Raw genomic sequence first — 18,285 nt, forward strand, 5'->3', positions numbered from 1 at the left:
CGAGCGTGTTCCAGCGAACCTGATCGCTAGGCTTGTGACATGGCAGGCAAGCGTGACGTGGAGAGCGACCGGCTGGCCGAACTAGCCGGCGAGGCATCGGCAGAGGCGGCGGTCCAGGCCGCCGCGTTGGCGCCGGAGCTCGACGCGTCCCTGTCCGTGCCCACGGACCTCACCGCGGCCGCCTTCTTCGACGTGGACAACACGATGATGATGGGCGCGTCGATCTTCCACTTCGCCAGGGGCCTGGCCGCCCGCAAGTACTTCTCCTCGTCCGACCTGGCGGGTTTCGTCTGGCAGCAGCTCAAGTTCCGCGTGGGCGGCCGCGAGGACCCGGCCTCGGTCAAGGCCTCCCGCGAACAGGCCCTCTCCTTCGTGGCGGGCCGCAGCGTCGCCGAACTGGTCTCCCTGGGCGAGGAGATCTACGACGAACTGATGGCCGACCGCATCTGGAAGGGCACCCAGGCCCTGGCCCAGATGCACCTGGACGCGGGCCAGCGGGTCTGGCTGGTCACCGCCACCCCGGTGGAACTGGCCGGCATCATCGCCCGCCGCCTGGGCCTGACCGGAGCCCTGGGCACGGTCTCGGAGTCCGAGGACGGCGTCTACACGGGCCGCCTGGTGGGCGACCTCCTGCACGGCAAGGCCAAGGCGCAGGCAGTCCGCTCCCTGGCCGCCAAGGAGGGCCTGGACCTCCGCCGCTGCACGGCCTACTCGGACTCCTCCAACGACGTCCCGATGCTCTCGGTGGTGGGCACGGCTGTGGCCGTGAACCCGGACTCGCAACTGCGCGAGATCTCCCGCCGCAAGGGCTGGGAGATCCGCGACTTCCGCACCGGCCGCAAGGCCGTGAAGATCGGCGTCCCGTCGATCCTGGGCGCCGGTGCCGTGGCAGGAGCGGTAGCAGCGACGATGGCGTACCGACGCCGCGTCAAATAGCCCACCCGGCACCCGCCGCACCCCGGACACGCCCGAACCGGTTGGCGTGCCATCAACCCGCGGACATCACCCCGGGTTGATTACCGCCCCCTTACATCCCAGGGCAACCGGAGCGAACCACCCCCGATCAGGTGTCGAATGGGGGCATGAAGCCGAAGAAGGCCGCCCTGACCGGACTCCTGGCCCTGCTGGCCGCACTGGCGGCAGGTCACCTGGTCGCCGCCTTCACCGGCCTGAGCGCCTCCCCGTACCTGGCGGTGGGCAACGCCGCGATCGACCTGACCCCGGCCTGGCTGAAGGACTTCGCGGTGACCACCTTCGGCACCTACGACAAGGCGGTCCTGCTGGCCGGCATGGCGGTGGTGCTGGCGGCCGTCGCCGTCGCGGCGGGCCTGGTCAGCAGGAACAGCCCCACCCCGGGATCGGTCGTGGTCGTCGCGCTCGGCGTCGTCGGCATCGCCGCGGTCCTGACCAGGCCGGACGTCGGCCAGCTCAGCGTCCTCGCCCCGCTGGCCAGCCTCGCCGCCGGCCTGTACGCCTTCCGCTACCTGCACCGCGCGGCCCAGCGGGACGAGGCCGGGCGGGAGAACAGCTCCAGGCGCGACTTCCTGGTCACGGCGGGCCTGGCCGCGGCGGCGGGCGTCGCGGGCCAGTTCCTGGGCGACCGGACGGACGTGGAGGGGTCGCGGAGGGCCATCGGCGCGCTCACCCCGGCGACCAGGGCGCCGGAGATCCCGCTCGGCGCCGACTTCGTCAAGGACGGGACGCCCAGCTTCATCACCAGCGGCGAGGACTTCTACCGGATCGACACGGCGCTGAGCGTCCCCAGGCTCCGGGCGGAGGAGTGGGCGCTGAGGGTGCACGGCATGGTAGGCCGTCCCACCGTCCTGACCTTCGAGGAGATCCGCGGCCGGGACCTGGTGGAGGAGACCATCACCCTGACCTGCGTCTCCAACGAGGTGGGCGGCCCGTACGTCTCCACCGCGAACTTCGTCGGCATCCGGATCGGCGACGTCCTGCGGGAGGCCGGCGTGCGGGCGGGCGCTGACCAGCTCTTCAGCACGAGCGACGACGGGTTCACCGCCGGCAGCCCGCTCGACCACGTCCTGGAGCGCGGCCTGATCGCGATCGGCATGAACGGCGAACCCCTCCCGGCCGAGCACGGGTTCCCGGCGCGGCTCGTGGTGCCGGGCCTGTACGGCTACGTCTCGGCGACCAAGTGGGTGACCGACCTGAACGTCACCACGTTCGCGGAGGACCAGGGCTACTGGATCCCGCGCGGCTGGGCCACCAGGGCTCCGATCAAGACGATGTCGCGGATCGACCGCCCGAAGCGCCTCGGCAAGGTCCAGGGCCGGACCGTGGTCGCGGGAACGGCGTGGGCGCAGCCGAGGGGTGTCGCCGAGGTCGAGGTGAGGGTCGACGGGGGTCCCTGGCAGCAGGCCGAGCTGGGCGCCGACGTCAGCGACAGCACGTGGCGGATGTGGCGCCTCGAGCTCGACCTCCGGCCCGGCGGCCACACCGTCGAGTGCCGCGCCACCGACAAGGGCGGCCAGACCCAGGACCAGGCCCGGCTGGAGCCGGTTCCCGACGGTGCGACCGGCTGGCACTCGGTCTCCTTCACGGTCGAGTAGGACCGGCACCCGGTCCGCCGTGACCGCGGGCAGGGACGTCCCGAGCGGGGACGCGACGGGTGTCCGTGATCGGTGAGGCGCTCACTCCGTAGAGATCAACAACTGCTCCGGCGCTGGTCACGCCCTGTGACCAGCGCTGTGACGCTGTTCGGCCGACTTTGTGCATGCGTTCACAAGCGGTACGGTGTGCTCATCACCAACGCCGCGGATCCCTGCGGTGGAGCACACCCGGAGGTCGGAGAGCGTGGCATCACAGCGGGGCGAAGGTGAGACGACCACCACCCCTGTGGAGCCTGCCGACAGGGAGCGCGCCCGTGCGATCCCGGAGGCGGCGGTGGCCAGGCTCGCCGTGTACCTGCGTGTGCTGTCCGGCATGTCCGACCAGGGCGTGACGGCCGTCTCCAGCGAGGAGCTCAGCCAGGCCGCCGGCGTCAACGCCGCCAAGCTCCGCAAGGACCTGAGCTACATCGGCTCGTACGGCACGAGGGGCGTCGGGTACGACGTCGAGGTCCTCGTGAGCCACATCGAGCGCATCCTCGGCCTCACCCGCAGCCACTCCGTGGCCGTCGTGGGCATCGGTAACCTTGGTCACGCTCTCGCGAACTACGGCGGGTTCCCCGGCCGCGGGTTCCCGGTCACCGCCCTCTTCGACGTGGACCCCGATCTCATCGGAATCCCTGTTGGGGGCATTCCCGTCAACCACATCGACGAGATCACCGAGGTCTGCCTCGAACGCGAGGTGTCGATCGGCGTCATCGCGACGCCGCCGCCCGCCGCCCAGTCGGTTTGCGACCGTTTGGTATCTGCGGGCGTCCAGTGCATTCTGAACTTCGCACCAGTTGTCCTCCAGGTTCCAGACAACGTCGAGGTGCGCAAGGTTGACTTGGCGGTCGAGATGCAGATCCTGTCGTTCCACGTCGCTCGGCGTGCGGACGAGGCTGCCGGCGTCTCGGCGGGGATCGACTCGGCAGGCAACAACGGACTCGGTGTGGACGGGATGGTGATTCGCCCGTGAGCGTGAGCCAGGCGGCTCCGGCGGACGTGGTGAGTGCATGAGCGTGCTCGTAGTCGGTCTGTCGCACCGCACCGCACCAGTCCCGGTCCTGGAACGCGTCACCGTGGCCGAGCCGGACCAGGCCAAGGTCCTCGGTCAGCTCCTCGCCGCTCCCAGCGTCTCCGAGGCGATGGTCCTGTCGACCTGCAACCGGGTCGAGGTCTACGCCGTCGTCGAGTCGTTCCACGGCGGCATGTCCGAGGTCGTCGACGTGCTCGCGCAGCACGCCCAGGTCGACCCGCAGTCGCTCTACGAGCACTTCTACGTGCACTACGCCGCCGCCGCCGTCGAGCACCTGTTCTCCGTCGCGGCGGGCCTCGACTCGATGGTCGTCGGCGAGTCCCAGATCCTCGGCCAGCTGCGCGGCGCGTACGCGGCGGCGGACGAGGCGGGCACCGTCGGCAAGACCGTCCACGAGCTCACCCAGAACGCCCTGCGCGTCGGCAAGCGCGTGCACGCCGAGACCGGCATCGACCACGCGGGCGCCTCGGTCGTGTCCGAGGCCCTCGGTGACGCCGAGGCCGAGCTGGGCACCCTCGTGGGCAAGCGCGCGCTGCTCGTCGGCGCGGGCGCCATGGGCGGCCTGGCCGCCGCGCACCTGCGCCGGGCGGGCGTCGGCGAGGTCGTCATCGCCAACCGGACGCAGGCCAACGGTGTGCGTCTCGCCACGTCGCTCAAGGCCGACGGCGTCCCCGCGACGGCCGTCGACCTCTCCGCGCTGGCGGTCGAGATCGACCTCGCGGACATCGTCTTCGCGTGCACCGGGTCGGTCGACACGGTCGTGCGCGCGGACATGATCGGCAAGAGGTCGCGCCCGCTGGTCGTGTGCGACCTCGGCCTGCCCAAGGACGTCGACCCGGCCGCGGCCGCGCTGCCGAACGTTCGTGTGGTGGACCTGGAAACGCTGCAGCGGCGCCTCTCCGACGCGCCGGCCGGGCAGGACGCCCGCATGGCGGCCCAGCTCGTCGCCGACGAGGTCAGGTCCTACCTCGCGAGCCAGCGCTCCGCCGAGGTCACGCCCACCGTCACGGCCCTGCGCAAGCGGGCGGCCGAGGTGGTCGACGCCGAACTGCTCCGCCTTGATTCGCGACTTCCCGAACTGGACGCCGCGACACGCGGTGAATTGGCCAAGACGGTGCGTCGCGTTGTAGACAAGCTCCTGCACACGCCGACCGTCCGGGTGAAGGAGCTCGCGTCCTCACCGGGTGGTACCGGCTACGCGGAGGCTCTCCGCGAACTGTTCGGGCTCGACCCCCAGTCGCCTGGGGCCGTCAGCCAGACCAAGTCTTCTGTGGATGGTGAAACGCGGTGACCCGCACCCTACGGATCGGTACCCGAGGCAGCGCGCTGGCGCTCGCCCAGACGGGGACCGTGGCCGAGGCGCTCAAGGCTGCCGGCGCACAGGTCGAGATCGTCGTCGTCAAGACGCCGGGTGACCTGTCCGACGCGCCCATCGCCCAGATCGGCATCGGCGTGTTCACGTCCGCGCTGCGCGACGCGCTCGCGAACGGCGAGATCGACGTCGCCGTCCACTCCTACAAGGACCTGCCGACCGCGCCGGACCCGCGTCTGGTGATCGCGGCCGTCCCGCGCCGCGAGGACCCGCGCGACGCCCTGGTGGCGCGCGACGGCCTCACGCTCGGCGAGCTGCCGCCGGGGTCCACCGTGGGCACCGGTTCGCCGCGCCGCGCCGCTCAGCTGGAGGCCCTGGGCCTCGGGCTGGACGTCGTGCCGCTGCGCGGCAACGTGGACACCCGCATCGGCAAGGTCAGGGGCGGTGAGCTCGACGCGGTGGTGCTGGCCCGCGCCGGCATCGCACGCCTCGGCCGCACGAACGAGATCACCGAGAACCTGGAGCCCATCCAGATGCTTCCCGCGCCCGCCCAGGGCGCGTTGGCAGTCGAGTGCCGGATCGACGACGTCGATGCCGAGCACCTGATCCAGTCCACTTTGGACGACACGGCCAGCCGGGCCGCTGTGACCGCGGAGCGCGCCATGCTGGCCGCGCTCGAGGCGGGCTGCAGCGCGCCGGTCGGCGCGCTGGCCGATGTGGTGGAAGACCTCGACGACGAGGGCAAGGTCGTGTACCGACTTTCCCTGCGCGGGGTCGCAGCGACGCCGGAGAACGATCTCCTCCGCGCGTCCGCCACCGGTGACTTGACCGAAGCTGAGGGACTCGGCCGTGCGCTGGCCGCCGAGTTGCTCGACCTCGGGGCCGCCGTGCTGAGCGGCCCAGAGGCGTAATCGATGGGGAGTGCCCTGATGACCCGCGCACGCAAGACCCCCGGACGCATCGCCTTCGTGGGCTCCGGCCCAGGCGACACCGGGCTGCTCACGGTCCGGGCCCACGACTTGCTCACCCGTGCGGAGCTCGTGGTGACCGACCCGGACGTCCCCGCGGACGTCCTCGCGACCGTGGCCGAGGGAGTCGAGGTCCGCCCCGCTGTCGGTGAGTCCGCCGACGTGGCCAAGGACCTGGTGAACGAGGCGCGCAACGGTGCCACCGTCGTCCGCCTCGTCGCGGGTGACCCGCTCACGCTCGACTCGGTGGTGAAGGAAGCGCAGGCCGTCGCGAAGTCGACGATCCCGTTCGACGTCGTCCCCGGCGTGCCGGCCGGAACCGCGGTCCCGGCCTACGCCGGTGTCGCGCTCGGCGGCGTGCACACCGAGGTCGACGTGCGCGCGGTGAGCGACTGGGCAGGCCTCGCCGCCTCGCCCGGCACGCTCGTGCTGCACGCGACCGGCTCGCACCTCGCCGAGGCCGCGTCGAACCTGGTGGAGAACGGCCTCGCGCCGCAGACACCGGTCGCCGTGACCGCCGAGGGCACCGGTTTCCAGCAGCGCACCATCGACACCACGCTGGCCTCGGTCGCCGCGGACGCCGGTGAGCTGAACGGCCCGCTGGTCGTCACGGTCGGCGCGGCCGCCGCCGCTCGCTCGAAGCTCTCCTGGTGGGAGTCGCGGGCGCTGTACGGCTGGCGCGTGCTGGTGCCGAGGACCAAGGAGCAGGCGGGCGCGATGAGCGAGCGCCTGCACTCGCACGGCGCCATCGCCGTCGAGGTGCCGACCATCTCCGTGGAGCCGCCCCGCAGCCCCGCGCAGATGGAGCGCTCGGTCAAGGGGCTCGTCGACGGCCGCTACCAGTGGGTCGTCTTCACCTCGACCAACGCCGTCCGCGCGGTGTGGGAGAAGTTCCGCGAGTTCGGCTTGGACGCCCGCGCGTTCTCCGGCGTGAAGATCGCCTGCGTCGGCGAGGCCACGGCCGCGAAGGTGCGCTCGTTCGGCATCATCCCCGAGCTCGTGCCGTCCGGTGAGCAGTCGAGCGAGGGTCTCCTCAACGACTTCCCGCCCTACGACGACATCCTCGACCCGGTCGACCGCGTGCTGCTGCCGCGGGCCGACATCGCCACCGAGACGCTGGCCGCCGGCCTGCGCGAACGTGGCTGGGAGATCGACGACGTGACGGCGTACCGCACCGTGCGTGCGGCCCCGCCGCCCGCCGACACCCGCGAGATGATCAAGTCCGGTGGCTTCGACGCGGTGTGCTTCACCTCGTCGTCGACCGTGCGGAACCTGGTCGGCATCGCGGGCAAGCCGCACGCCCGCACGCTGGTGGCGTGCATCGGCCCGCAGACCGCCGAGACGGCGCGGGAGTTCGGCCTCCGGGTCGACGTGCAGCCCGAGGAGGCGAACGTGCCCGCGCTGGTCGACGCGCTGGCCGCGCACGCAGCCCGGTTGCGCGCCGAGGGAGCGCTGCCTCCGCCGCGCAAGACCAAGCGCCTGCGCAGGTCGTGATTTTGGCCGCTGTGTTTGATGGCCGCGCCTCCGGCGCGGCGGCGATTTCGCCTTGAAGTCGGTCATCCGGCCGACTCATTTTCCTCGATTTGGGCTTCGCCGAAATCGAGGAAAATGGGTGACCGGATGACCGACGCGAAATCGCGCACCCGGTGAGAGCCGACCTGGAGGCCGGCCCTCTGGAAGGCTCCACAGGAGTTTGAGATGTACCCACTGCACCGGCCTCGGCGTCTGCGCACGACGCCCGCCATGCGCCGCCTCGTGTCCGAGACCGAGGTTCGGCCCCGGCAGCTCGTGCTGCCGATGTTCGTCAAGGAAGGCCTGGCCGAGCCCGCCGAGATCGCCAGCATGCCCGGCGTTCTCCAGCACACGCGCGACTCGCTGCGCAAAGCCGCGGTCGAGGCCGTGCAGGCGGGTGTCGGCGGCATCATGCTGTTCGGCGTCCCCGCCGAGCGCGACGCCGTCGGCTCCGGCGCGACCGACCCGGACGGCATCCTCAACGCCGCCCTGGCCGATCTCCGCTCGGAGCTCGGCGACAGCACCGTCCTGATGTCGGACTGCTGCCTCGACGAGTTCACCGACCACGGCCACTGCGGCGTGCTCGCCGCCGACGGCACGGTGGACAACGACGCGACCCTTGAGGTCTACGGCGAGATGGCCGTGGCGCAGGCACGCGCCGGTGCGCACGTCGTGGGTCCCAGCGGCATGATGGACGGCCAGATCGCCTTCATCCGCAACGCCCTGGACGCCGCCGGCCTCACCGGCACCGGTGTCCTCGCGTACTCGGCCAAGTACGCGTCGGCGTTCTACGGCCCCTTCCGTGACGCCGTGGAGTCGCAGCTCTCCGGCGACCGCAAGACCTACCAGCAGGACCCGGCGAACGCCCGTGAGGCGATCCGCGAGGTGCAGCTCGACCTCGCCGAGGGCGCGGACATGGTCATGGTCAAGCCGGCGCTGCTGTACCTCGACGTGCTGCGGTCCGTCGCCGAGGTCTCGGACGTTCCCGTTGCGGCGTACCAGATCTCCGGCGAGTACGCGATGATCGAGGCCGCCGCCGCGAACGGCTGGATCGACCGCGAGCGCTCCGTCCTCGAGTCGCTCACGTCCATCAGGCGCGCGGGCGCGGACATCGTGCTCACCTACTGGGCCGTGGAAGCCGCCCGGTGGCTCGACCGGTAGGCACTCCCGTCCCCAAGCTCGCCGACGTCGCGCGCTGGCTGTGGATCGCCAGTGCGGGCGTCGGCATGGCGCGGTTCGTGTCGCAGCTCTTCGACCGCGAGACGCTCGTGGCCGAGGCGCGCAGGCAGAACCCGGCGCTCGGGCAGGACCAGATCGACGCGGGCGTCGACGGCGGAATCCTCTTCGGACTGCTCGTCGCGACGGCGATCCTGCTCGCGTACACGCGGCTGGCGAACACGATGGCGCGCGGGCGCGGCTGGGCCAGGGTCGTGCTGACGGTCCTCGGCGGCGCGTCCATCGCGTTCGGACTGTTCCGGCTGGTCGCGTGGAGCAGCGGGACCGCCGCGGCGCTCGGCGTGCAGCTGCGGCCGGTCGACCTGGTCGTCACCGTCGTCACCACGGCGCTGGACGCGTCCGCCATCGTGCTGATGCACCGGGCGTCCGCGCACTTCAGGACGCGCGTCACGGTGGACAGCGCTTCCCCGCGGTCCTAGGTTTCGAGCGTGACACCTCCGAAGGGACCGGGCACTCCCGGCACCGTCACCACGGGCTACTGGCTCGTCGTGGCGGGTGCGGCGCTGGGCGTGCTGGCCGCGTTGTACGTGCTGCTCAACAAGCAGCCGCTGGTCGACGCCGCCGTCCAGGGCAACAGGGACCAGAAGATCACGCCGGACATGATCGCCTCGACGGTCAACGGCCTGCTGATCGTCTCGCTCGTCGTGACGGTCGTGCTCGCCGCGCTCGCGGTGTGGTTCGCGGGCAAGGTGCGGTCGGGCGTCAGGAAGAGCCGCACCGGTCTGATGATCACGCTGCTGATCGGCCTGTTCTTCCAGCTGATCACGAACACGCTCGGCGTGGTGGCGGCCCTGGTCGCCGTCGCGGGCCTGGTGCTGTTCTACTTCCGGCAGTCGAGCGACTACCTGGCCGAACGCGAGCAGACGCCGTGAACGACGCTCCGAAGCCGGTCCGCGTCGCGGTCGGCCTGTGGCTCGCGATAGCGGTCTTCGTCCTGTTCACCACCATCGGCCTGTGGTTCCAGCGCGGTGAGATCGAGCGGATGAGCGGCAGGCCGTCCGGCGACGTCACGAACTTCCTGGTGGCGCTCACCGTCGTCGGCGTGCTCTTCGCGGCGCTCTACGGCTGGCTGACCCGCAACTTCCTGCGCAGGAAGAACTGGGCGCGCGTCGCCGTGTCGTTCGTCGCCATCGCGCACATGCTTTGGCTGCTGATCGTCGGCACCAGCCCGGCGACCCTGGTCACGTTGCTGCTCATCTGCGTCGCGATCGTCTTCACGTGGCAGTCGGCTGCGGCACAGTGGGTGGCGGAGGTGCGTGAGAAGTGACCCAGCCGCAGAACCCCTGGTCGAACCCGGACGCCGGCGCCGGGTGGCAGAACCCGCCGGGGCCCTACCCGGTGCCGCCGGACACCGGTGGCCACTACCAGGTGAGCCACGTCGGGCAGGCGAGCTTCTCGATGGCGCCGCTCGCGCCGGTGCCGCCGCAGGAGCTCGCGCCGCCGCGACCGCCGACGATCACCGCCGCGATGTGGATCTGGATCGCGGCCGCTGTGCTGTCCGTGGCGGTGGTTCCGGTGATGCTGCTGACCAACACCGAGTACTTCCTCGACCAGGACGGTGCGATCGTCACCGACGAGGACCGCCAGGCGGGGGAGCTGGGCGTCCGGGTCATGGCGTTGATGTTCGGCTTCGCCATGCTCGTGGCCGCCGCGCCGTACGTCGCGTTCGCGATCGTGCTGCGCAACGGGCAGAACTGGGCGCGGATCCTGCTCACCATCCTCGCCGTGCTCGGCTTCCTGTCGATGACCGCGATCCTGGTCATCGCACTGGCGGCGCAGGTGTGGCAACCGGCCGTGACGATCAGCGTCGTCGTCATCGGGCTGACGGTCGCGGCCGTGGTGCTGCAGTTCCTCCCCGCGTCGAACAGGTTCGTGCGGTAGTGCTGTACCGCGAGTCCGGCAGCAGCTGGTGGCCGCTGCTGTGGGGGCCCGCGTTCGCGGTCGCCGGTTACCTGGTCGAACTCGTCACCGGACCGGCCTCCGTGGCGCTGTGGACGATCGTGGGACTCGGGCTGACGCTCGGCGCGGTGCTGTGGGTGTACGGCAGGGTGAAGACCGGCAGCGTCGTGCTGACGGCCGAGGAGGCCCAGTTCGGGCGGGAGAAGCTGCCGGTCGCGATGATCGAGGCCGTCCGCGACGTGGGCGCGCCGGCCGGCGCGCGGGTGCTCGGCGGCGGCTGGTCGGTGCCGAAGGGCGCGACGGCCGTGCCGCTGCGGCTGCTCGACGGCACGGTGGTGCTGGGCTGGGCCCGTGATCCGGAAGCCTTCCTCGCGGCCCTGCGGCGGGTCGTGAGAGGCTGAGCGGCGTGACAGAGGCCGCTACCGAGCCGGAGACCGTGGTGGACGACGAGCCCGCCGAGGCGCCGGCGGACGGCCAGGGGCTGCACCAGCCCAAGCGGTGGCTCATCGCCGCCGCGGAGGCCGTCGCGATCGTCCTGCTCGTGGTCGCCGCGGTGTGGTGCTGGAACCGCGGTGTCGTGCAGCTCAGCTACCCGGTCGAGGGCCGCGAGCCGCTGGTCTCCACGCGCTACCACGGCAACTGGCTCGGCACCGCCACCGCGGCGCTCACGCTGGCCGTGGTCCTCGTGCTCGACGCGGTGCGGCAGGTCGTGCTGGCCGCGCGCACCCGGCCGCAGAAGGCCGCCGAAGCCGACATGTGAGACTGGGGTACGTGACTGCGAGTCGATCCCAGGCCCTGTTCGAGCGCGCGTCGACGCTGACCCCCGGCGGGGTCAACTCTCCGGTGCGGGCGTTCCACTCCGTCGGCGGCACCCCGCGCTTCATGGTGCGCGGCGAGGGCCCGCACCTGTGGGACGCGGACGGCAACCGGTACGTCGACCTGGTGGCCTCGTGGGGTCCGATGATCCTCGGGCACGCGCACCCGGCCGTGGTCGAGGCCGTGCAGAAGGCGGCCGCGTCCGGTCTGTCGTTCGGCACGCCGACCGAGGGCGAGATCGAGCTCGCGGCCGAGCTGGTCGACCGCGTCGAGCCGGTCCGCCGGGTCCGCCTGGTCAACTCCGGCACCGAGGCCACGATGAGCGCGATCCGCCTCGCCCGCGGCTTCACCGAGCGCCGCAAGATCATCAAGTTCGCCGGCTGCTACCACGGCCACGTCGACGCGCTGCTGGCCCAGGCGGGCTCCGGCGTCGCGACGCTGGGCCTGCCGACCTCGCCCGGCGTCACGGGCGCGCAGGCCGCGGACACGATCGTGCTGCCCTACAACGACGTCGAGGCCGTGCGGGCGGCGTTCGCGGAGAACCCCGGCGAGATCGCCTGCGTCATCACCGAGGCCGCGGCGGGCAACATGGGCGCGGTCGCGCCGCTGCCCGAGTTCAACGCGACGCTCCGCGAGATCTGCGACGCCGACGGCGCGTTGCTGATCATGGACGAGGTCATGACCGGCTTCCGCGTCTCGCGCGCGGGCTGGTTCGGCCTGGAGCGCGTGCGCGGCGACCTCTACACGTTCGGCAAGGTCATGTCCGGCGGCCTGCCCGCGGCGGCGTTCGGCGGCCGCGAGGACGTCATGGCCAGGCTCGCGCCCTCCGGCCCCGTCTACCAGGCCGGCACGCTCTCCGGGAACCCCGTCGCCGTCGCCGCGGGTCTCGCGACCCTGCGCGCGGCCGACGACGACGTCTACACGGCCCTGAACCGCAACGCCACGCGGCTGGGCGCGCTGTTCACCTCCGCCCTGACCGAGGCGGGCGTCGAGCACCGCGTGCAGTTCGCCGGGAACCTGGTGAGCGTGTTCTTCGGTTCTTCGGAGGTGAAGGACTACGCGGGTGCGCAGGCGTGCGAGACGTGGCGCTTCCCGCCGTTCTTCCACGCTCTGCTGGAACGGGGCGTCTACGCCCCGCCGTCGGCCTTCGAGGCGTGGTTCGTGAACGCCGCGATGGGTGAAGAGGAGTTCGACGTGATCGCCGAAGCGCTGCCGCACGCGGCCCGCGCCGCCAAGGAGGCCCGCCAGTGACCCGCACCGTCGTCCACCTGCTGCGCCACGGTGAGGTGCACAACCCGACCGGCGTCCTGTACGGCCGCATCCCCGGTTTCCGGCTGTCCGAGCGCGGGCAGAAGCAGGCCCTGACCGTGGCCGAGTCGCTGGCCGACCACGACATCGCGCACGTCGTCGCGTCGCCACTGGACCGCGCTCAGCAGACCGCGGCCCCGATCGCCGACTCGCACCGGCTCGAACTGGCCACGGACGAGCGGTTGATCGAGGCGGACAACCAGTTCGAGGGGTTGAAGGTGTCGGTCGGCGACGGCGCGCTGCGCTCGCCCCAGCACTGGCCGAAGCTCGTCAACCCGTTCCGGCCCTCCTGGGGCGAGCCGTACATCGAGATCGCCCACCGGATGCTGGCGGCCGTGCAGAAGGCCCGCGCCGCCGCCGAGGGGCACGAGGCCGTCTGCGTGTCGCACCAGCTCCCCATCTGGACCGTGCGGCGGTTCCTGGAGGGCAAGCGGATGTGGCACGACCCGCGCCGCCGCGAGTGCTCGCTCGCCTCGCTGACCTCCCTGGTCTTCGAGGGGGAGCAGCTCGTCCGGATCTCGTACTCGGAACCGGTCGGCGCCACCAACCCCAGGGTGACCGGGGCATGAAACGGCTCCTCGTCCTGCTGCTGCTGGTCTCCGGCTGCAGCGTCGGCAAGGACGCCGCCCAGATCGGGGCCGGCGAGTTCTACCTCGTCGCGCCCGGCGGGCAGGTGAAGATCCGGTACGCCGGCGCGGAGCGCAAGGAGCTCAAGGGGCTCGAGGGCGAGTCGCTCATGGAGGACGGCAAGACGGTCCGCCTGTCCGACTACGCGGGCAAGCCCGTCGTCGTCAACATCTGGGGCGCCTGGTGCGGGCCCTGCCGCACCGAGGCCCCGGAGATGCAGAAGGTCTTCGACGCCGGCACCCAGGTGCTCGGCGTGGACGTCAAGGAGACCTCCAAGGACCATCCCCGCGACTTCATGCGGGACCGGTCGCTGACCTACCCGTCCATCTACGACGCTTCGTCGCGGAGCTTCATCAACGTCTTCAAGGGGCTTCCGGCGAACACCGTGCCGTCGACGTTCATCGTGGACAAGGAGCACAAGGTGGCGGCGGTGTTCCTGGTGCCGGTGCTGGCTTCGGACCTGCAGTCCGTGGTGGACGAACTGGCCAAGGAATAACCCACTCGGGTGGTTCCCCGAGCCACGCGGGGGCCCCGCGTTTCCTCCAGGGAAACGCGGGGCCCCCGCGTGCCGGTCAGCGGTCAGCGGTCAGCGGTCGGCGGGCGGTGCCGGCGGGGTGCTCAGCGAGGGGATCTTGGCCTTGAAGGCCTTGACCATCGCGTCCCGCCCGATCGAGTTGAACTCCTTGCCCAGGGTGCGCATGATCGAGTTGCCGGTCGGGCGGTAGAGGCCGCTCTTGTAGTACCGGGCGCCCTCGACGGGCGCGACCACGCCACCGTCCGGGGACGGCTGGCCCAGGTACTCGCCCCACTTCGCGCCGGTCGGGTCCTTGGTCACGTTGAACTCGCGCGGTTCCGCGCCGGTGTAGGTGACGTACGGGTAGTCGTACTCGTCGGCCAGGCCGCCGATGGAGTGGCCCAGCTCGTGGACCGCGATCTGGCCGGCCTGGGCGTTGGAGCCGGAGGCGGTGGCCACGGAGCCGCCGGCGCCGCCGTACTTGGCGGTGTTGCCGAGGGCGATCACCTGGTCGGCCTGCGGGGCGAGCGCCGCGTACTCCTTCGCCCTGGTCTCGTTCACGCACAGGAGGCGCTCGGTGTTCGCGTCCCGGCCCTGGCACCAGAAGCCCATGTCCAGCGCGGTGTCCTTGAGCAGGCCCTTGGTCGGGTCGTGGTCCACACCGGACTCGTTCGACAGGACGTTGACCTGCCAGACGTTGAAGTACTCCTTGTAGGAGGCGAACGGCTCCACGGCCGAGAGCTCCTCCCACTTGCTCTTCACGTTGGCGGCGTAGGTCTCCAGGTCCTCGCCCGTGTAGCCGTCGCCGACGAAGACCAGGTCGTAGCGGTCCGCCGAGTCGCCGGTCACCTGGACGGGGACGACCTCGGCCGCGGCGAGGGCGCGCAGGTCCGCCGGCTCCTCGGCGGGCGCCTTCGGGGTGAGGGTCTGGGTGATGGAGCCGTCCTCGTGGAAGACCTCCCGCCATTCCACGGCCGGAGCGGCGCCACCGGCCGGTACCTGCGCGAAGAGGGCCAGCGCCGTGACGGTCAGCGTCGGGAGGATCAACCGGGAACGGTGCATGTGCTGACGCTAAGCAACAGTGATGTCACCCACAAGCGGCAATTGTCGGCACTTCCGGCCCAGCCGGGACCGGGGCGCAAAGGGACACCGGTCGTCGCGTGATCTGGGCAACTACCTACCCTGAGGTGTGTGAACCCCACCGATCTGGCGATCTCCGGGCCGTTGCTGCTGGCCACCGGGGTCGCTCTGCTCGCCGGGTTCATCTCCTTCGCCTCGCCCTGCGTCGTGCCGCTCGTCCCCGGCTACCTGGCGTACCTCGCCGGGCTGGTCGGTGCCGAGGCGCCGCGGGTGGAGGCGGACGAACCGGCCAAGGCCGGGCGGTGGCGGGTGGCCGGTGCCTCGCTGCTGTTCGTGCTCGGGTTCACGGTCGTCTTCGCGCTGGCCTCGATGACGATCCTCGGGGCCACGGACGCGTTGCTGCTCAACGCCGAGCTGTTCCAGCGCATCGGTGGCGTGGTCACGATCCTGATGGGGCTGGTGTTCCTCGGGCTCGTGCCGGCGCTGCAGCGGGACGTGCGGTTCCACACCAGGCCAGGGGCAGGGCTCTTCGGGGCGCCGCTGCTCGGGGCCGTGTTCGCGCTCGGGTGGACGCCGTGCCTCGGCCCGACGCTCGCCGGGGTGCTCGCCGTCGCGCGGAGCACGGAGATCGGGTCCTCGACCGCGCGCGGGGCCGTGCTCGTGCTCGCCTACTGCCTCGGGCTCGGGTTGCCGTTCGTGGTGCTCGCCCTCGGGGCGCGGTGGGCGCTGGGCGTCACGAAGTGGCTGCGCTCGCACGCGCGGCAGGTGCAGGTCTTCGGTGGCGTGCTGCTGATCCTCGTGGGCGTCGCCCTGGTCACCGGGCTGTGGGCCGAGTTCGTGGGCTGGCTGCGCTACTCGTTCGTCGACGTAGTGGAGTTGCCGCTCTAGTGACCGCCTTCCTCCGCAACACGTGGCGCGGCCTCACCTCGATGAGGACCGCGCTCACCCTGCTGTTCCTGCTCGCGCTCGCCGCGATGCCCGGCGCGCTGCTGCCGCAGCTCTCGCTCAACGCGGCCAAGGTCGACGAGTACGTCGCGGAGCACGGCTGGTGGGGCGAGCTGCTGCTCAAGCTCGGGTTCTTCGAGGTCTACGCCACGCCGTGGTTCGCCGCGATCTACCTGCTGCTGTTCACCTCCCTCGTCGGGTGCCTGCTGCCCCGCACGTGGGAGTACTTCAAGCAGATGCGCGCCAAGCCGGTGCTGACGCCGCGCAATCTCTCGCGCATGCCCCACCACGTGCAGGCCGAGCTGGACGTGACGCCGGAAGAGGCGGTCGCGCGGGCGAAGAAGGCCATGCGCGGCTGGCGGATGGACACCGGCGAGGGCACGGTCAGCGCCGAGCGCGGGTACCTGCGCGAGACCGGCAACCTGGTCTTCCACTTCGCGCTGCTGGGCCTGCTGGTGTCGTTCGCGCTGGGCAAGATGTTCAGCTACGAGGGCCAGGTCATCGTCCAGGCCGACGGCGGCCAGTTCTGCAACGGCGGCATCTTCAACTACGACTCGTTCCGGCCGGGCCTGCGCGTCGACGGCACGGACCTCACGCCGTTCTGCGTGGAGATCGGCGACTTCTCCGCCGAGTACCTGGAGAACGGCCAGCCCGTCGGCTACCGGGCGGACATCCGCTACCAGGCGGGCGAGGACCTCGCGACGAACACGTGGAAGCCGTACGACCTGCGGGTCAACCACCCGCTGCGCACCGGTGGCGACCGCCTCTACCTGCTCGGCCACGGGTACACGCCGACGTTCACGGTGACGTTCCCCAACGGCGAGAAGCGCACGCAGGGCATCCAGTGGCTGCCCACCGACCAGGTCACCCTGGCCTCGGAGGGCGCGACGAAGTTCGACCCGCCGGGCGTCACGGACTCCGAGACGCGGCGCAAGAACCAGATCGCCGTGACGGGCCTGCTGGCGCCGACGCCGTTGCTGCACGGCAACATCCTGAACTCGAAGTACCCGGCTCTGAACAACCCGATGGTCGCCGTCGACGTGTACCGCGGCGACCTCGGCGTGGACGACGGCCGCGGCCAGTCGATCTTCTCGATCGACCGGCAGATGGTCGACCAGGGCCGGTTGCAGAAGGTCGCGCGCAAGAACCTCGCGCTGGGCGAGGAGATCGCGCTCGACGACGGCACCAAGGTGCGGTTCGACGCCGTGAACGACTGGGTGTCCTTGCAGGTCTCGCACGACCCGACGCAGGGTTACGTGCTGGTGTTCGCCATCCTGATCATCCTCGGCCTCGGGGTCTCGCTCACCGTCAAGCGCCGCAGGGTGTGGGTGCGTGCGACAGCCCGCGACGACGGGCGTACGTTGGTCGAGGTCGGCGGGCTCGCCCGCACTGACCAGGCAGGATACGGCGAGGAGTTCACGCGGCTGGCCCGCGCGGTGCTGAACGAGGAGAAGTCCTGATGCCGGTTGACGAGACGCTCGCGACCTACAGCGACTGGCTGTACCGCAGCGCACTGGGTGTCTACCTCTTCGCGATCCTGCTCTACGCGGTCGAGCAGGCGTTCTCGCGTGCCCCGCGCAAGGCGGAGGCGCTGGTCGGAGCCGGTGCGCCGGGCGTGCTCGCCGACGAGCCGAAGAGCGCGCCGACCCGCTCGGAGCGCATCGGCCGCATGGGTGCCGCGATGACGGTCCTCGGTGCGTTGCTGCACCTCGGGTCGTTGGTCATGCGTGGTCTGTCGGCCGGACGCGCGCCCTGGGGCAACATGTACGAGTACATGTCGCTGCTGTGCCTCGCGGCCGTGGTGACGTGGATCGTGCTGATGGCGAAGTTCCCGATCCGCCGCCTGGGCGTGTTCGTGCTGCCGCCCATCCTGATCCTGCTGTTCCTCGGCGGTACCGTGCTGTACGCCGAGTCCGCGCCCGTCCAGCCGGCGCTGCGGTCGTACTGGCTGGTGATCCACGTCTCGGTGATCTCGATCTCGTCCGGCATGCTGCTGATCCCCGGCGTGACGTCGATCCTCTACCTGCTCAAGGACGGCAACTCCGGCCGCTTCCCCAAGCTGCCCTCCGCCGACGTGCTCGACCGCATGTCGTACCGGACGACGGTGCTGGCGTTCCCGCTGTTCACCGCGGGCATCATCTGCGGCGCGATCTGGGCGGAGGCCGCGTGGGGCAGGTTCTGGGGCTGGGACCCCAAGGAGACCGTCGCGTTCGTCACGTGGGTGGTCTACGCGGCGTACCTGCACGCCCGTGCGACCGCCGGGTGGCGCGGCCGCGGTGCCGCCTGGATCAACGTGGCGGGCTTCGCGCTGAACGTGTTCAACCTGTTCTTCATCAACTTGGTTGCCAGCGGGTTGCATTCGTACGCGGGTCTCTGACGACTTTGTCCCCCAGGTCGATGGAACCGCGGCGGGTTGCGTACCG

The 18,285-nt window shown here is 71.1% G+C and carries 20 protein-coding genes; 19 read left to right on the forward strand and 1 reads right to left on the reverse strand.

Features of this window, described 5'->3' with window-relative positions; all coding sequences use genetic code 11:
- Positions 1-39: 39 nt before the first annotated feature.
- The 16 genes from BMW88_RS03090 (at position 40) to BMW88_RS03165 (ending at position 13,819) form a co-directional block, all read left to right on the forward strand.
- A complete protein-coding gene (locus BMW88_RS03090; protein WP_089948857.1) occupies positions 40-936 on the forward strand; it encodes an HAD family hydrolase in 897 nt (298 codons plus the stop codon).
- A gap of 146 nt (positions 937-1,082) precedes the next feature.
- On the forward strand, positions 1,083-2,570 hold the full coding sequence (locus BMW88_RS03095) for a molybdopterin-dependent oxidoreductase (protein ID WP_089948859.1): 1,488 nt from the start codon (positions 1,083-1,085) through the stop codon (positions 2,568-2,570).
- Between the two features lie 244 nt (positions 2,571-2,814).
- Complete coding sequence (locus BMW88_RS03100) at positions 2,815-3,585, forward strand: redox-sensing transcriptional repressor Rex (RefSeq protein ID WP_177220924.1); 771 nt, start codon at positions 2,815-2,817, stop codon at positions 3,583-3,585.
- Positions 3,586-3,622: 37 nt separating this feature from the next.
- Positions 3,623-4,936: a glutamyl-tRNA reductase gene (locus BMW88_RS03105; protein ID WP_089948861.1), complete on the forward strand. Its 1,314-nt coding sequence runs from the start codon at positions 3,623-3,625 to the stop codon at positions 4,934-4,936.
- Positions 4,933-5,868 carry a hydroxymethylbilane synthase gene (gene hemC / locus BMW88_RS03110; RefSeq protein WP_089948862.1) on the forward strand — a complete coding sequence of 312 codons (936 nt, stop codon included), beginning with the start codon at positions 4,933-4,935 and terminating at the stop codon, positions 5,866-5,868. The genes BMW88_RS03105 and hemC overlap by 4 nt, the downstream gene beginning before the upstream one ends.
- An 18-nt stretch (positions 5,869-5,886) precedes the next feature.
- A complete protein-coding gene (locus BMW88_RS03115) occupies positions 5,887-7,419 on the forward strand; it encodes a bifunctional uroporphyrinogen-III C-methyltransferase/uroporphyrinogen-III synthase (protein WP_089948864.1) in 1,533 nt (510 codons plus the stop codon).
- Positions 7,420-7,623: 204 nt separating this feature from the next.
- A complete protein-coding gene (gene hemB / locus BMW88_RS03120; RefSeq protein ID WP_089948866.1) occupies positions 7,624-8,598 on the forward strand; it encodes a porphobilinogen synthase in 975 nt (324 codons plus the stop codon).
- Positions 8,583-9,092, forward strand: a complete 510-nt coding sequence (locus tag BMW88_RS03125; protein ID WP_089948867.1) for a hypothetical protein — start codon at positions 8,583-8,585, stop codon at positions 9,090-9,092. The genes hemB and BMW88_RS03125 overlap by 16 nt, the downstream gene beginning before the upstream one ends.
- 9 nt (positions 9,093-9,101) lie before the next feature.
- Positions 9,102-9,545 (forward strand): hypothetical protein, encoded by a 444-nt coding sequence (locus tag BMW88_RS03130; RefSeq protein WP_089948869.1) that lies wholly within the window; start codon positions 9,102-9,104, stop codon positions 9,543-9,545.
- Positions 9,542-9,940 (forward strand): hypothetical protein, encoded by a 399-nt coding sequence (locus BMW88_RS03135; RefSeq protein WP_089948871.1) that lies wholly within the window; start codon positions 9,542-9,544, stop codon positions 9,938-9,940. The genes BMW88_RS03130 and BMW88_RS03135 overlap by 4 nt, the downstream gene beginning before the upstream one ends.
- Positions 9,937-10,554, forward strand: a complete 618-nt coding sequence (locus BMW88_RS03140) for a hypothetical protein (protein WP_089948872.1) — start codon at positions 9,937-9,939, stop codon at positions 10,552-10,554. The genes BMW88_RS03135 and BMW88_RS03140 overlap by 4 nt, the downstream gene beginning before the upstream one ends.
- The gene (locus BMW88_RS03145; RefSeq protein ID WP_089948874.1) at positions 10,554-10,973 is read left to right on the forward strand and encodes a DUF3093 family protein; all 420 of its coding nucleotides are present in this window, start codon (positions 10,554-10,556) and stop codon (positions 10,971-10,973) included. The genes BMW88_RS03140 and BMW88_RS03145 overlap by 1 nt, the downstream gene beginning before the upstream one ends.
- Positions 10,974-10,978: 5 nt before the next feature.
- Positions 10,979-11,332, forward strand: a complete 354-nt coding sequence (locus tag BMW88_RS03150; RefSeq protein ID WP_089948875.1) for a hypothetical protein — start codon at positions 10,979-10,981, stop codon at positions 11,330-11,332.
- 11 nt (positions 11,333-11,343) lie between these two features.
- The gene (gene hemL / locus BMW88_RS03155; protein WP_089949451.1) at positions 11,344-12,639 is read left to right on the forward strand and encodes a glutamate-1-semialdehyde 2,1-aminomutase; all 1,296 of its coding nucleotides are present in this window, start codon (positions 11,344-11,346) and stop codon (positions 12,637-12,639) included.
- Positions 12,636-13,265 (forward strand): histidine phosphatase family protein, encoded by a 630-nt coding sequence (locus BMW88_RS03160; RefSeq protein ID WP_089948877.1) that lies wholly within the window; start codon positions 12,636-12,638, stop codon positions 13,263-13,265. The genes hemL and BMW88_RS03160 overlap by 4 nt, the downstream gene beginning before the upstream one ends.
- Positions 13,262-13,819, forward strand: coding sequence for a TlpA family protein disulfide reductase (locus BMW88_RS03165; protein WP_089948878.1), 558 nt, complete (start codon positions 13,262-13,264; stop codon positions 13,817-13,819). Before BMW88_RS03160 ends, BMW88_RS03165 begins: the two co-directional genes overlap by 4 nt.
- 90 nt (positions 13,820-13,909) lie before the next feature.
- On the opposite strand, the gene BMW88_RS03170 is transcribed toward BMW88_RS03165, so the two are convergent.
- Positions 13,910-14,899, reverse strand: coding sequence for a M64 family metallopeptidase (locus BMW88_RS03170; RefSeq protein WP_089948880.1), 990 nt, complete (start codon positions 14,897-14,899; stop codon positions 13,910-13,912).
- Between the two features lie 129 nt (positions 14,900-15,028).
- On the opposite strand from BMW88_RS03170, the gene BMW88_RS03175 reads away from it, so the two are divergent.
- The 3 genes from BMW88_RS03175 to ccsB are packed head-to-tail and all read left to right on the forward strand — an operon-like array spanning position 15,029 to position 18,239.
- Positions 15,029-15,805 (forward strand): cytochrome c biogenesis CcdA family protein, encoded by a 777-nt coding sequence (locus BMW88_RS03175; RefSeq protein ID WP_089948882.1) that lies wholly within the window; start codon positions 15,029-15,031, stop codon positions 15,803-15,805.
- A gap of 41 nt (positions 15,806-15,846) precedes the next feature.
- Positions 15,847-17,322, forward strand: coding sequence for a cytochrome c biogenesis protein ResB (gene resB / locus BMW88_RS03180; protein ID WP_089949452.1), 1,476 nt, complete (start codon positions 15,847-15,849; stop codon positions 17,320-17,322).
- Entirely contained in the window at positions 17,322-18,239 is a 918-nt protein-coding gene (gene ccsB / locus BMW88_RS03185) for a c-type cytochrome biogenesis protein CcsB (RefSeq protein WP_089948883.1), read from the forward strand. The genes resB and ccsB overlap by 1 nt, the downstream gene beginning before the upstream one ends.
- Positions 18,240-18,285: the final 46 nt, after the last annotated feature.

The organism is Lentzea xinjiangensis (assembly GCF_900110955.1).
Taxonomy (GTDB): domain Bacteria; phylum Actinomycetota; class Actinomycetes; order Mycobacteriales; family Pseudonocardiaceae; genus Lentzea; species Lentzea xinjiangensis.